Raw genomic sequence first — 13,622 nt, forward strand, 5'->3', positions numbered from 1 at the left:
CTTGTCAGAAGAGTGGCAGCTCCAGGGGCTGCCGTTGAGTCAAGTTATCCGCTGCACGTGCGCTGGACAATGTCGTTGACGTTACAAGCGTGTAACACGACCAAATCGTTACCTCAGGAGGGCCTGTTTCGCGCTTTTCCTGCAGTGGTCGCGCGATCAGCGCTGGAATCCGCTGTTCAGACCCTCGTCGAGCGGCGCCGTTCGGCCCCGGCGGCCCGACGACCCCGGGTGGAGGCGACGAGCATGTCGACGGTGAGGATCGCGAGCGCCAGCCACACGAGACCGAAGCCCAACCAGCGCTCCGGCGGCATCGCCTCGTGCAGGACCGCGACACCGACGACGAACTGGATGATCGGTGCGAAGTACTGGATGAACCCCATCCAGGTGAGCGGGAGGCGGCGGGCCGCCGCCGCGAACAGCAGGAGCGGGACGGCGGTGATGACGCCGGCGCCGACGAGCAGCAGGGCGTGCCCGACGCCCGCGGTGCCGATGGTCAGCCCACCGGTCACGCCGACCGCGATGAGCTGGGCGATCGCGACCGGCATCAGCCACACGGTCTCGAGCGTCAACCCGGACACAGCGTCGACCGACCCACCCACGAGTTTCTTGATGTACCCGTAGAGGCCGAATGAGAAGGCCAAGATGAGGGCGATCCAGGGGACGCTGCCGTGCCCGATCGCGAGGACGAGGACCGCGATCACGCTCACGACCACCGCGGCCCACTGGGCCGGACGCAGCCGCTCGTGGAGGAAGAAGACGCCGAGGAAGACGGTCACGATCGGGTTGATGAAGTACCCGAGCGACGCCTCGACCACCTGCCCGTTGAGCGCACCGTAGACGTACGTCTGCCAGTTGACGTAGATGAGCGCCCCGGCGAGACCCATGGTCAGGACGATGCGGCGCTGGCGGAGGATGCCGAACAGCCGACGCCAGGAACGGGTCGCCAGGATGAGGACGGCGCAGAAGACGAGGGAGAACAGGATCCGCCACGCCACCACCTCGAAGGCCCCGGCCGGTGCGAGGGCGATGAAGTAGAGCGGGAGCGCTCCCCAGAGACAGTAGGCGGCGACCGCCGAGAGCAGTCCGGACCGGCTCCCCTGCTGGGGCACGGCCACGCTCGCACGTCGGTCGTCTCCCCCGTCGACGGTGACGGGGCGGATGTCGACGTCGGCTGGATCGCTGGGGTTCTGCACTGGTCCAGGCTAGACCCGCGACTCCCCGCGACACCCTCCGGAAACGGACACAGCCCGAACGGCGAATGCCATTCGGGCTGTTGAGCGGCCTGAGCCGCCGGATCCGTGCGCTGGTGACTAGCGGACGACGACTGCGAGGACGTCGCGCGCGGACAGGACGAGGTAGTCCTCACCGGCGTACTTGACCTCGGTGCCACCGTACTTGGAGTAGATCACCTTGTCGCCGACGGCGACGTCGAGCGGGACGCGGTTGCCGTTGTCGTCGATGCGACCGGGTCCGACCGCCACGACCTCGCCCTCCTGGGGCTTCTCCTTGGCGGTGTCGGGGATGACCAGACCGGAAGCGGTGGTCTGCTCTGCCTCGACCTGCTTGATGACGATGCGATCCTCGAGCGGCTTGATGGAGACCGACACGGTTGACCTCTTTCTTGAAACGAAGACGTGGTTAGCACTCACACTGCGAGAGTGCTGATTCCAGTGTAGGCATCTTCTGGCACTCATGCAATGCGAGTGCCAATCAGCGGCTGCTACCGTTGCCGGATGCATCCAGCTCCGCCCGAGGCCCGCTGACCATGGACCGTTCGGAACTCGTCGAACTCCTCACGGCCGACGGCCTCAGGCTCCTCGACTCCCTCCCGCCCTACCCGACGAAGGACGAGGCCGTCCGTCTGGTCGGGCGCCTGCGCAAGGAGGGCCACTCCCCTGAGCTGGTCGCGGCGGTCCTCACGCAGTCGCGGCTCAGGCAGAAGGCCGTCGGGAAGTTCGGTCCGTTCGCCGGCCGCATGCTGTTCACCGAGGCCGGGCTCGAGCAGGCCACGCGCCTTCCCGTCGCCGCGCTGCACGCCGGGCGGTTCGCCCGGGCCGGCCTCACGCGCATCGCCGACCTCGGCAGCGGCATCGGCGCCGACTCGATGGCCATGGCCTCGCTCGACCTGGAGGTCACGGCGGTCGACATCGACGAGGTCACCGCGGCCATCGCCAGCTACAACCTCGCTCCGTTCCCCACGGCGACCGTGCGGAACGCCGCCGCCGAGGACGTCTCCCTCGACGACTTCGACGCGGTCTGGTTCGATCCCGCGCGGCGCACCGCAGGACACGCCGACACCGCGCGGCTGTCGAGTGCCGCCGACTACACCCCGTCCCTCGACCTGGTCTTCGGTGCGGCGACCCGCCTTCCCACAGGCGTCAAGCTCGGGCCCGGATTCGACCGCTCCCTCATCCCCGACGACGCCGAGGCGCAGTGGGTGTCGGTCGACGGACAGCTCGTCGAGATGGCGCTCTGGTTCGGCTCGCTGGCCCGTCCGGATGTCCGACGGTCCGCGCTCCTCCTCGCGGACGGCGTCCACCACGAGTTGCATGCCGAGGCTGACGCCGACGACGCCCCAGTGCGGGAGCTCGGCGACTACGTGCACGAACCCGACGGATCCGTGATCCGGGCCCGACTCATCGGCGACCTCGCCATCCGGTTGGAGGCCGGCATGCTCGGCCAGGGCATCGCCTACCTGACCTCCGACACGGCGACGAGCTCGCCGTTCGCCACGACCTTCCGGGTGCTCGAACGGCTGCCGATGGACGAGAAGGTCCTCAAGCGCACGATGCGTGATCGCGGGATCGGCGTGCTCGAGATCAAGAAACGCGGCGTCGACGTCGACCCCGCGGCATTCCGGAAGCGCCTCGCGCTCAAGGGCGACGGCTCGGCCACGATCATCCTCACGAGGATCGCCGGCAAGCACAGTGCGCTGCTCGTCGAACGGGTGAAGCCGGCCGCCGACGCCTGACCCGACGGCGTCCGCCGGGCCGCAGCGCCTGTGGAGGATCAGGTCGAGACGTAGCCGATGATCACGACGACGCTGTAGACGAGCCAGCCGACCGAGCAGGCGAGGCCGACGAACCCGGTCACGAGGCCGGTGAGGGCGCGACCTCGGCCCTGCGGCTCGCGACGCCTGGCTCCGAACCCGAGCACGATCGCGGCGATCGACAGGGGGAAGCCCCAACCGACGAAGACCGACACGACGAGCCCGACGACACCGGTGATGAGCGACCAGGTGCTCCGCGAGGTCCCGGTCGACGCGGCAGGGGTCTGCGTCTGCGACTGCTGGTACGCGGCGTAGCCACCCTGGCTCGGCGCCTGGTAGACGGCCGTCGGCACCGTCTGGAGATAGGTCGCGTGATCGCCCTGCCAACCCGCCGGAGGCGCCGAGGGGGACGCCCCCTGCTGGGCAGGGCGCGTCGGCGGCGTGACGGGCGCGCCGGCGCCGCGCTGCCAGTCCGTGGGCGGCGGGGAGGCCTGACCCTGAGGCTGGTACGGCTGTTGGGGCTGAGGCTGGTACGGCTGCTGCTGGCCCTGCGGCCCGACGCCGGCCTGCTGGGAGGGCTGTGGCGGCTGGTACGGCGACCAGGGCTGCTGGGCCTGGGGCTGGGGCTGTGGCTGCTGGGGCTGGGGCTGCTGGGCCTGGGGCTGGTGCGGAGGCTGCTGCCCCCACGGCTGCTGCGGCTGCCCGTTCGGCTGCTCGGCCTGCCGCGGGCGCGACTGCCCGTCCACCGCACCGTCCTGGTGCTGAGGTCGTCCGTCGGGGTGCTCGTGCTGATCCATCGCCGCTCCTTCGATCCGTGACCGGGTACCGGCCCATCCTATGCGCCGACGTCCGCGCACCAGGTCGACGGCCGGGAGACGGCTCGTCGAGCGGTCAGTGCACCTGGATCTCGGTGACCGGCAGGGTCGAGTCGGCGCCGAAGTCGAGCGAGGACGGCTCGTGTCCGGCGGAGATGAGCTGCGCGGCGAGCGCGGCGATCATCGCACCGTTGTCGGTGCACAGCTGCAACGGCGGGATGCGGAGTTCGATCCCGGCCGAGGCGGTGCGTTCGGCCGCCACCTCACGGAGCCGCGCGTTCGCGATGACGCCGCCCCCCAGCAGCAGGCGGGGCACGCCGAGCTCGGTGCACGCCTTGACCGCTTTCGAGACGAGCACGTCGACGACGGCCTCGCGGAAGCTGGCGGCGACGTCCGCGACGGGGACCGGCTCCCCAGCATCCTGCTTCGCCTCGACCCAGCGTGCCACGGCCGTCTTCAGGCCGGAGAAGGAGAAGTCGTAGCGATGCCGCTCCATGTCCTTCGGCAGGCTGAGTCCACGGGGGAACCGGATCGCCTTCGGGTCGCCGCCGACGGCCGCCCGGTCGATCTGCGGCCCGCCCGGGTAGGGCAGGCCCAGGATGCGCGCGACCTTGTCGAAGGCCTCGCCGGCCGCGTCGTCGATGGTCTCGCCGAGCAGTTCGACATCCGACACGAGGTCCCGCACGAGGAGCAGCGAGGTGTGCCCGCCGGACACGAGCAGGGCGATCGTCGGGTACTCGATCGTCCCGTCCTCGGAGTCGAGGACGTCCGCGCCGACGTGACCGACGAGGTGGTTCACGGCGTACAGCGGTTTGCCGAGGGACACGGCGAGCGCCTTCGCTGCGCCGACGCCGACCATGAGTGCGCCGGACAGGCCGGGGCCACTCGTCACCGCGACGGCGTCGAGGTCGGCCAGGGCGATGCCGGCCTCTGCGAGCGCCGCCGTGAGCGTCGGCTCGAGCGCCTCGAGGTGGGCGCGTGCGGCGACCTCCGGGACGACGCCGCCATACCGTGCGTGTTCGTCCATGCTCGAGGCGATGGTGTTCGCCAGCAGGTGGTGTCCGCGGACGATGCCGATCCCGGTCTCGTCGCAGCTCGTCTCGATGCCGAGGACGAGCGGTTCTGCACGGTTCACGAGGTGCTCCCGGGGTGCTGGTCGGTCTGGTCGAGCGGGGACTGGCCGTGGGCGGGCATGGGCGGCCTCGGCTGGACCGTGAGTCGCATGACGATGGCGTCGACGTCGTCCGGCTGGTAGTAGCCGGGGCGGACGCCGAGTTCCTCGAAGCCGAGACTCCGGTACAGCGTGATCGCCACGGGGTTGTCGGCCCTGACCTCGAGGAAGACCTGGGCGACGTCCTGCTGCCGGGCCTGCTCGATGAGCGCCTGCATGAGGAGTCGTCCGAGCCCTCGTCCTCTGGCGTGCCCGGCGACGGCGATGGTCTGGATGTCGGCGTCGTCGGACCGGGACGGTGCGAAGAGACCGCCGTAGCCCGCGAGTGTCGCGTCGTCGGCGTCGACCTCCGTCGCGACGAGGTAGTACCCGTGCGGCGACGACAGTTCGGCGCGCATCATGTCCGCCGACCAGGCGTCGTTCACGAAGACGGTGTGCTCGAGCTCCATGATCGCGTCGAGGTCGGCGACACCGGCGCGGCGCAGCGACCAGCTCACGCCGTCACCCGCTTGGCGCCCGCGGACATCGTGACGTCGGGTGAGCGGAGGTACAACGGCTCCTCCCCCGCGAACGCGCCATCGGTGGCGAGGAGTGCGGCGGCGACCTGGCCCAACGCCCCGGCGGGGACGACCAGCGCGTCGAGGCGCACGGACTCGGAGGTCGGGAGGTCGTCGGGTTTCGCCAAGGCCGGCCCCTGCACGCGGACCGGGAGGCCGGCTGCGTCGAGTCCGGCGTAGCTCGTCCAGTAGCGTTCGCGACGGCGGGCGTCGGTGACGACGAGCAGCGTGGCGTCGGGTGCGGCGGAACCGGAACGGTAGGCGTCGAGCGCGATCGCATCGTGGCTCACCACGGGGTGCACCGGGAGGCCTGCGCCGATCCCGAAGCTGCGGGCCGCGGCGATCCCGATCCGGAGTCCGGTGAACGGACCTGGTCCCATACCCGCGACCAGCCCGGTGAGCGCGGCGACCTCGACCCCTGCGTCGTCGAGGCATCCGGCGATGAGCGTACCGATGACCTCGGCGTGCCGCATCGGGTCGTCGGAGGACCGTTCGGCCAACACCTCGCCACCAAGGGTGACGACGGCGACGCTCGAACCCGCGGATGTATCGATCGCCAACAGCACGTCGTCCAGCCTACCCGGCGTCGATCGCGGGGTGCCGCGAGAGCGTGAGGGTCCGGCGCTCGATCGGCTCCTCGCCGGCGTCGTCCGTCGCGGGCTCGTCGCCGGCTCCGGTCGGACGTTCGATGACGAGCTCGAACCACGTGGGGACCACGCCGTCGAGCAGTCCGGCTCCCCACTCCACGACGACGACGGATCGGGCGAAGTCGATGTCGAGGTCGTCGAGTTCGAGCGCCGAGCCGAGCCGGTAGGCGTCCACGTGGACGAGCGGCGGACCGCCGACGAGGCTCGGGTGCGTCCTGGCGAGCACGAAGGTGGGGCTCGTCACGGGGCCGCGGACCCCGAGTCCCTCGCCGATCCCTCGCGTGAGGGTCGTCTTGCCCGCTCCGAGCGGCCCGGTCAGGACCAGGAGCTGCCCAGCGCGCAGTTCTGCGCCGAGCCGGACGCCGTACGCGTGCATCTCTTCGGGCGTCGCCACGTCGACGGTGCCCGGGGTGAGGACGTGATCGGTCATGACCGCTCCCTGGTCGTCCGGACCACGCGCGACCCGATCCGGGTGACGAGTTCGTAGTTGATGGTGCCGGCGGCCTCCGCCCACTCCTCGACGCGCGGCGCGCCGGACGCCGGATCGCCGAAGAGCACCGCGTCGTCCCCCACCGCGACCGCGTCGTCGCCGACGTCGACGACGAACTGGTCCATCGCGATCCGCCCGGACACCCGGTAGCGGCGTCCGTTGATCACGACCGGACCGGCGTTCGAGGCGCTCCGCGGCACACCGTCGGCGTATCCGAGCGGGATGAGGGCGAGCGTCGTCGCCGTGCTGGTCCGGTAGCTGTAGTCGTAGGACACCCCGGCGCCCGGCTCGACCCGACGCACGGCGGCGACCGTCGCCCGGAGGGTCATGACGGGCCGGAGGCCGAAGGCGTCGGCCGAGCGGTCGGCGTCCTCGGTGGGTTCGAAAGGCGAGAGGCCGTACACGGCGAGTCCGAGGCGGACGGCGTCGTAGCGGAGGGACGGCTCGCCGAGCGCTGCCGCCGACGCGGCGAGGTGCAGACTCCGCGGAGCGAGACCGGCTTCCGTTGCGAGGGCCACACCGCGTTCGAAGCGGACGGCGGCCGCCCGGTCGTCGTCGGTGGAGGTGTTCGAGACGTGCGAGAACAGCCCGTCGACCCGGACGAGCCCGGCGGCCTCGGCTGCTGCGGCGGCCTGGAAGAGCTCCGGCCAGTCGGCTTCGGCCGCACCGTTCCGGCTGAGCCCGGTCTCGAGTTTGAACTGGACGACCGGCACGACGGACGGCCGATGCCGAGCGGCCTCGATCACGCGGTCGAGCTGCTCCACCGACGACAGACCGAGCTCGATCCCAGCGTCGAGCGCGGTGCCGAAGGCCGCCTGTTGACCGTGCAGCCAGGCGAGGATCGGTGCCGTGATCCCGGAGGCGCGCAGCGCGACGCCCTCCGCGATGTCGGCGACACCCAGGCGATCGGCCCCGGCCTCGACCGCCGCGCGGGCGATCGCCCCGGCACCGTGCCCGTAGGCGTCGGCCTTGACGACGACGATGAGTTCACCGACGCCGGTCAGCTCGCGCAGACGACGGACGTTGTGGCGCAGGGCGTCGAGGTCGATGATCGCCTCGCGGGTCGGTCGCTCGTCGTGCTCGGACACGGGCGTCATCCCTCCCGCTCCGCGACGACGAACGCGACGGCGACCCCGGCGTCGTGGGTCATGGTCAGGTGCATGCTCGTGATCCCCCGCTCGGCCACGACACCCGCCGTGACGCCGGACAGCGCGAAGTCGGGCTTCCCCTCCGGGCCGTTCACGATCGCCATCTCCTGCCAGCGGATGCCGTCCGAGGAACCCAGTGCTTTGATGAGCGCCTCCTTGGCGGCGAACCGTCCGGCGAGGGACCGCAGCGGGAGGTCGCGTTCCGACGGGACGAAGAGCCTGGCCAGCAGGTTCGGGGTGCGCGTGATCGCCCGTTCGAACCGTGCGAGGTCGACCAGGTCCACCCCGATGCCGATGATCATCCCTCTACTCTACGGCCGTCGTGTGCGGCCCGGAGGCCCGCTCGACGGGCCACCTCGGACCCCGCGGACCGTCCCTACTCGACCGTGACGGACTTCGCGAGGTTGCGCGGCTGGTCGACGTCGAGGCCCTTCGCCGTCGCGAGCTCCATCGCGAAGATGTGCAGCGGGATGACGGCGAGCAGGGGCTCGAACAGTGGACCGGCGAGCGGGATCGGGATGACCTCGTCGGCCGAGGGCAGGACGGCGGCGTCGCCCTGCTCCGCGATCGCGATGACCCGAGCACCACGTGCGCGGATCTCCTCGATGGTCGAGATGACCTTCGGGTGCAGGATCGCCGAGCCACGTGGGCTCGGGACGACGACGAAGACGGGCTGGCCCGGCTCGATCAGGGCGATCGGGCCGTGCTTGAGCTCGCCACCGGCGAAGCCTTCAGCGTGGATGTAGGCGAGCTCCTTGAGCTTCAGTGCACCCTCGAGCGCGATCGGGTACCCGACGTGGCGGCCGAGGAAGAGCACCGCCCGGGAGTCGGCCATCCAGTGCGCGAGCTGCGCGATCTTCTCGGAGGCCCCGAGGATGCTGGCGATCTTGTCGGGGACGCCCTGCAGTTCCTCGACCTGCGACGCCAGGAACGCCGGCGTCTGGGTGCCGCGGACCCGCGCGAGGTGCAGCCCGAACAGGTACAGCGCCGTGATCTGAGCGGTGAACGCCTTCGTGGACGCGACCGCGACCTCGGGCCCCGCGTGGGTGTACACCACGGCGTCCGACTCGCGCGCGATCGTGGCGCCCTGGGTGTTGCAGATCGACAGGGTCTTCGCGCCGGACTCGCTCGCGAAACGCACCGCCATGAGCGTGTCCATGGTCTCGCCCGACTGGCTCACCGAGATGACGAGCGTGCGCGCGTCGATGACCGGGTCGCGGTAGCGGAACTCGTGGCTCAGCTCGACGGTGACCGGGATCCCGGCCCATCGCTCGATCGCGTAGGTGCCGACCGTGCCCGCGTAGGCGGCGGTGCCACACGCGATGATCACGATGCGGTTGATGTCGAGGAAGAGCTCATCGAGACCGGCGAGTTCGGGGATGACGACCTGGCCGCCCTCGACCCGCCCGCGGATCGTGTTCGCGACCGCGTCGGGCTCCTCGCTGATCTCCTTCGCCATGAAGCTCGACCAGCCGCCCTTGTCGGCCGCCGAAGCGTCCCACTGGATCTCGAACGGCTCGGTCACGACGTGATTGCCGGAGAAGTCGGTGACCGTCACATCGTCGGGCGTGATGACGACCATCTGGTCCTGGCCGATCGCGACCGCGCGCTGGGTGTACTGCACGAACGCGGCGACGTCCGACCCGAGGAAGTTCTCGCCGTCGCCGAGCCCGATGACGAGCGGCGAGTTCCGACGCGCACCGATGACGACGCCGGGCAGGTCCTGGTGCATGGCGAGCAGCGTGAAGGCGCCGTCCAGGCGAGCGACGACGCGACGGAAGGCTTCGGTGAGGTCGCCGGTGGAACGGTACTCGCGGCCGATGAGCACGGCGGCGATCTCGGTGTCGGTGTCGCTCTCGAAGGTGAAGCCGTCCTCGAGGAGCTCCGCGCGCAGTTCGGCGAAGTTCTCGATGATGCCGTTGTGGATGAGCGCGAGGCGTCCTTCGTCACCGAGGTGCGGGTGCGCGTTGCGGTCCGTCGGTCCACCGTGGGTCGCCCAACGCGTGTGTCCGATACCGGTCGAGCCCGGCGCGATGGGGTTCGCGGCGAGGTCCTCGGTGAGGACGGCCAGCTTCCCGGCACGCTTCCGGGCGTTCAGTGAACCCGACGCGTCGAGCACGGCGATCCCGGCGGAGTCGTACCCCCGGTACTCGAGCCGCTTGAGTCCGCCCATGAGGACGTCCACCGTCTTGTCGTTCCCGACGTACCCTACGATTCCACACATGTAGAGCAGCATAATCGCGCGATTTTGCGAGGATCCTGCACCAACCTCGAGGCGCCGGCACTCAGCTTCGGAGCAGGACGGTCTTGCCGAGATCCACCGGTTCCCGGGCCCTTCCTCTGCCGCGGGTCAGAGCTTGCGGAGCAGCACCGAGGACACCGTGTGATCGGAATCCTTCCGCAGCACGAGCTTGGCGCGTGAGCGGGTCGGGCGGATGTTGTCGATGAGGTTCGGTTCGTTGATCGAGCGCCAGAACCCACGCGCCTGATCGGCCGCCTCCTCATCGGAGAGCTCGGCGAACACGTTGAAGAAGGAGTTCGGGTTCGAGAACGCGCCCCGCTTGAGCGCCATGAAGCGGTCGACGTACCAGGACTCGATGTCGCGCGTCCGTGCGTCGACGTAGATGCTGAAGTCGAACAGGTCGCTGATCGCGAGTCCGCTCGCCGTCGCAGCCGGTTGCAGCACGTTCAAGCCCTCGACGATCAGGACGTCGGGGCGCCGGACGACGACCTGCGCCGTCGGGATGATGTCGTAGCGCAGGTGCGAGTAGAACGGTGCCCGCACCTCGGCGGCACCGCTCTTCACCGCGGTGATGAACCGCAGGAGCGCGCGCCGGTCGTAGGACTCGGGGAAGCCCTTGCGATCCATGATGCCGCGCCGCTGGAGCTCCTCGTTCGGGTAGAGGAAGCCGTCGGTCGTCACGAGTTCGACGTGCGGGGTGTCCGGCCAGCGCGACAGCAGTTCGCGCAGCAGCCGCGCGATCGTCGACTTGCCGACGGCCACGGAACCCGCCACACCGATCACGAACGGCGTCCGGAGCGCCTGGTCGCCGAGGAACCGGCTCGTCGCTCGCCCGAGGTCCTGGGTGCCCTTCGCATAGAGGCTCAGCAGCCGGCTGAGCGGCACGTAGACCTCCTCGACCTCACGCATGTCGAGACGGTCGCCGAGGCCGCGGATCTGCACGACCTCGGTCTCGCTGAGCGGTGTGGCCGTCTCCGGAGCGAGTCGCGCCCATTCGGCACGGTCGATCTCCACGTAGGGCGTCGGCTGCCCGGAGGCACCGCCCGTCGTCGTCGAAGTCATGCGATCACTCTTCCACAGCTGAGGTGCCGACCCGCCGCCGGACGACTCAGATGGCGAGTCGCTCGCGGACGACGTCGGCGAGGCGGTGCGCCAGGCGATCGGCGGTCGGCTGGTCGGCCGCCTCGACCATGACGCGGACGAGCTGCTCGGTGCCGGACGGTCGCAACAGCACACGTCCGTCGTCTCCGAGCTCGGCTTCGGCAGCCTGTACGGCGGCGTCGACGACCTCGTCGCCGACGAGGCGCGTACGGTCGACACCCGTGACGTTGACGAGGATCTGCGGATACACCTGCATCACGGCGGCGAGCTCCGCGAGCGTCTTCCCGGTGCGCGCCATCTCGGCCACGATGTGCAGACCGGTGAGGATGCCGTCGCCGGTGGTCGCGTAGTCGGCCATGATCACGTGGCCCGACTGCTCACCGCCGAGCGAATAGGCGTTCGCGTTCATCGCCTCGAGGACGTAGCGATCGCCGACCCCGGTCTGGACGACGGTGATGCCGTGCTCGCGCATCGCGACGTGCAGGCCGAGGTTGCTCATCACCGTGGCGACGAGCGTGTCGTCCTTGAGCTTGCCGCGCTCCTGCATCGAGACCGCGAGGATGGCCATGATCTGGTCGCCGTCGACGACCTTGCCCGCAGCGTCGACCGCGAGGCAACGGTCGGCGTCGCCGTCGTGTGCGATGCCGAGGTCGGCACCGTGCTCGAGGACCGCCTTGGACAGGAGGTCGAGGTGCGTGGAGCCGACGCCGTCGTTGATGTTCATGCCGTCGGGGTCGTTGCCGATGATCGTGACCTTGGCCCCGGCGTCGCGGAAGGTCTCCGGCGACACTCCCGCGGCCGCACCGTGCGCGCAGTCGAGGACGACATGGATGCCGTCCAGGCGGTTCGGGAGGCTGCCGAGCAGGTGGAGGACGTAGCGGTCCTCGGCGTCGGCGAAGCGGATGATCCGGCCGACATCGGCGCCGGTCGGGCTGAGCTTGGGGCGGTCGAGGTATTCCTCGATCCGGCGTTCCACCGCGTCGGGCAGCTTCGTGCCGCCGCGGGCGAAGATCTTGATGCCGTTGTCCGGCGCTGGGTTGTGCGAGGCGGAGATCATCACGCCGAAGTCGGCGTCGATGTCGGCGATGAGGAACGCCGTCGCGGGCGTGGGCAGCACGCCGGCCTCGAGCACGTCGACGCCCGAGGACGCCAGGCCCGCCGCGACGGCGGCGGACAGGAACTCGCCGGAGATACGTGGGTCGCGTGCGAGCACGGCGACCGGGCGCTTCCCTGCGGCACGGCGGGCCTCAGCACTACGGCCTTGCCCAAGCACCACTGCGGTGGCTTGGGCAAGGCCGAGAGCGAGGTCTGCCGTCAGGTCGGCGTTCGCGAGTCCGCGTACGCCGTCGGTACCAAACAGCTGAGGCATCGAGCTTCGCTTGTCTTGAGAGCGCTTAGCGCTTCGAGAACTGCGGAGCCTTACGGGCCTTCTTGAGTCCGGCCTTCTTGCGCTCCTTGACGCGAGCGTCACGGGAGAGGAAGCCGGCCTTCTTCAGGGTGGCGCGGTTGTTCTCCTCGTCGATCTGGTTCAGCGAGCGAGCGATGCCGAGGCGCAGTGCGCCGGCCTGGCCCGAGGGGCCACCACCGGAGATGCGTGCGATGACGTCGTAGCCGCCGGCCAGGTCGAGGACGGTGAACGGGTCGTTGATGAGCTGCTGGTGCAGCTTGTTCGGGAAGTAGTCCTCGAGCGTGCGGCCGTTGACCGTGATGGTGCCGCTGCCGGGGACGAGGCGCACGCGGGCGATGGCCTGCTTGCGACGGCCGACGGCTGCGCCGGGGACGCTCAGCACGGCGCGAGGCGCGGTGACTGCTGCTTCAGGAGCCGACTCGGTGGAGTAGCTCTGCGGGGTCTCTTCGATGGAATCTGCGATGTTCGCCACTGTGTAATCCTTTTTTCTTGTCCGGTGCTTACTGGGCGACCTGGTCGAGCGTGAACGGCTTGGGCTGCTGAGCGGCGTGCGGGTGCTCGCTGCCCGTGTAGACCTTGAGCTTCTTCAGCTGGTCGCGGCCGAGCGTGTTCTTCGGCAGCATGCCGCGGATCGCCTTCTCGACGGCGCGGATCGGGTTCTTCTCGAGGAGCTCGGCGTAGGTGACGGCCGAGAGCCCGCCCGGGTAACCGGAGTGGCGGTAGGCCTTCTTCTGCAGGAGCTTGGCGCCGGTGAGGGCCACCTTGTCGGCGTTGATGATGATGACGAAGTCGCCACCGTCCATGTGGGGGGAGAAGGTCGCCTTGTGCTTGCCGCGCAGGAGCGCTGCAGCGTGGCTGGCCAGGCGGCCGAGGACCACGTCGGTGGCGTCGATGACGACCCAGTCGTGCGTGATCTCACTGGCCTTCGGGGAATACGTGCGCGTCACAATAGTGCTGCTTTCTGGTCGGAGTTGGTCGTTCGTGAATCCCGCTCCTGTTGGGTGTTCCGAACGGAACGCCCGAGGTGGAGGGCTCAACTTCGGGTACCGCGCCG

At 69.9% G+C, this 13,622-nt stretch carries 15 protein-coding genes; 1 reads left to right on the forward strand and 14 read right to left on the reverse strand.

Going from position 1 to position 13,622, the window contains the following annotated elements:
* Positions 1-176 precede the first annotated feature (176 nt).
* Together rarD and groES are read right to left on the reverse strand one after the other, a co-directional pair.
* Positions 177-1,115 (reverse strand): EamA family transporter RarD, encoded by a 939-nt coding sequence (gene rarD / locus ITJ62_RS12015; RefSeq protein WP_194602581.1) that lies wholly within the window; start codon positions 1,113-1,115, stop codon positions 177-179.
* 195 nt (positions 1,116-1,310) lie between these two features.
* The gene (groES, locus tag ITJ62_RS12020) at positions 1,311-1,607 is read right to left on the reverse strand and encodes a co-chaperone GroES (RefSeq protein ID WP_056008047.1); all 297 of its coding nucleotides are present in this window, start codon (positions 1,605-1,607) and stop codon (positions 1,311-1,313) included.
* A 158-nt stretch (positions 1,608-1,765) separates the two neighbouring features.
* Between groES and ITJ62_RS12025 the strand changes: the two genes are divergently transcribed.
* Positions 1,766-2,971, forward strand: coding sequence for a class I SAM-dependent methyltransferase (locus ITJ62_RS12025; protein WP_194602221.1), 1,206 nt, complete (start codon positions 1,766-1,768; stop codon positions 2,969-2,971).
* A gap of 38 nt (positions 2,972-3,009) precedes the next feature.
* Here ITJ62_RS12025 and ITJ62_RS12030 read toward each other — a convergent pair whose 3' ends face one another.
* The 12 genes from ITJ62_RS12030 to rplM form a co-directional block, all read right to left on the reverse strand.
* The gene (locus tag ITJ62_RS12030) at positions 3,010-3,786 is read right to left on the reverse strand and encodes a DUF4190 domain-containing protein (RefSeq protein ID WP_194602223.1); all 777 of its coding nucleotides are present in this window, start codon (positions 3,784-3,786) and stop codon (positions 3,010-3,012) included.
* 94 nt (positions 3,787-3,880) lie between these two features.
* Positions 3,881-4,939 carry a tRNA (adenosine(37)-N6)-threonylcarbamoyltransferase complex transferase subunit TsaD gene (gene tsaD, locus ITJ62_RS12035; RefSeq protein ID WP_079705274.1) on the reverse strand — a complete coding sequence of 353 codons (1,059 nt, stop codon included), beginning with the start codon at positions 4,937-4,939 and terminating at the stop codon, positions 3,881-3,883.
* A complete protein-coding gene (rimI, locus tag ITJ62_RS12040; protein ID WP_370581903.1) occupies positions 4,936-5,472 on the reverse strand; it encodes a ribosomal protein S18-alanine N-acetyltransferase in 537 nt (178 codons plus the stop codon). Before rimI ends, tsaD begins: the two co-directional genes overlap by 4 nt.
* Positions 5,469-6,098, reverse strand: a complete 630-nt coding sequence (gene tsaB / locus ITJ62_RS12045) for a tRNA (adenosine(37)-N6)-threonylcarbamoyltransferase complex dimerization subunit type 1 TsaB (protein ID WP_194602226.1) — start codon at positions 6,096-6,098, stop codon at positions 5,469-5,471. The genes rimI and tsaB overlap by 4 nt, the downstream gene beginning before the upstream one ends.
* 10 nt (positions 6,099-6,108) lie before the next feature.
* On the reverse strand, positions 6,109-6,609 hold the full coding sequence (tsaE, locus tag ITJ62_RS12050; RefSeq protein ID WP_194602247.1) for a tRNA (adenosine(37)-N6)-threonylcarbamoyltransferase complex ATPase subunit type 1 TsaE: 501 nt from the start codon (positions 6,607-6,609) through the stop codon (positions 6,109-6,111).
* Positions 6,606-7,757: an alanine racemase gene (gene alr, locus ITJ62_RS12055; protein ID WP_370581904.1), complete on the reverse strand. Its 1,152-nt coding sequence runs from the start codon at positions 7,755-7,757 to the stop codon at positions 6,606-6,608. The genes tsaE and alr overlap by 4 nt, the downstream gene beginning before the upstream one ends.
* Before the next feature lie 5 nt (positions 7,758-7,762).
* On the reverse strand, positions 7,763-8,119 hold the full coding sequence (locus ITJ62_RS12060; protein ID WP_064296680.1) for a holo-ACP synthase: 357 nt from the start codon (positions 8,117-8,119) through the stop codon (positions 7,763-7,765).
* 74 nt (positions 8,120-8,193) lie between these two features.
* Positions 8,194-10,041 (reverse strand): glutamine--fructose-6-phosphate transaminase (isomerizing), encoded by a 1,848-nt coding sequence (glmS, locus tag ITJ62_RS12065; protein ID WP_194602252.1) that lies wholly within the window; start codon positions 10,039-10,041, stop codon positions 8,194-8,196.
* Between the two features lie 126 nt (positions 10,042-10,167).
* A complete protein-coding gene (coaA, locus tag ITJ62_RS12070; protein WP_064296681.1) occupies positions 10,168-11,121 on the reverse strand; it encodes a type I pantothenate kinase in 954 nt (317 codons plus the stop codon).
* Between the two features lie 46 nt (positions 11,122-11,167).
* A complete protein-coding gene (glmM, locus tag ITJ62_RS12075; RefSeq protein WP_194602255.1) occupies positions 11,168-12,529 on the reverse strand; it encodes a phosphoglucosamine mutase in 1,362 nt (453 codons plus the stop codon).
* Positions 12,530-12,554: 25 nt separating this feature from the next.
* Positions 12,555-13,040, reverse strand: a complete 486-nt coding sequence (gene rpsI / locus ITJ62_RS12080; RefSeq protein ID WP_064296683.1) for a 30S ribosomal protein S9 — start codon at positions 13,038-13,040, stop codon at positions 12,555-12,557.
* A gap of 28 nt (positions 13,041-13,068) precedes the next feature.
* Entirely contained in the window at positions 13,069-13,515 is a 447-nt protein-coding gene (gene rplM / locus ITJ62_RS12085) for a 50S ribosomal protein L13 (RefSeq protein ID WP_071259493.1), read from the reverse strand.
* Positions 13,516-13,622 lie beyond the last annotated feature (107 nt).

The organism is Plantibacter sp. VKM Ac-2876 (genome assembly GCF_015350715.1).
In the GTDB taxonomy this organism is placed as follows: domain Bacteria; phylum Actinomycetota; class Actinomycetes; order Actinomycetales; family Microbacteriaceae; genus Plantibacter; species Plantibacter auratus.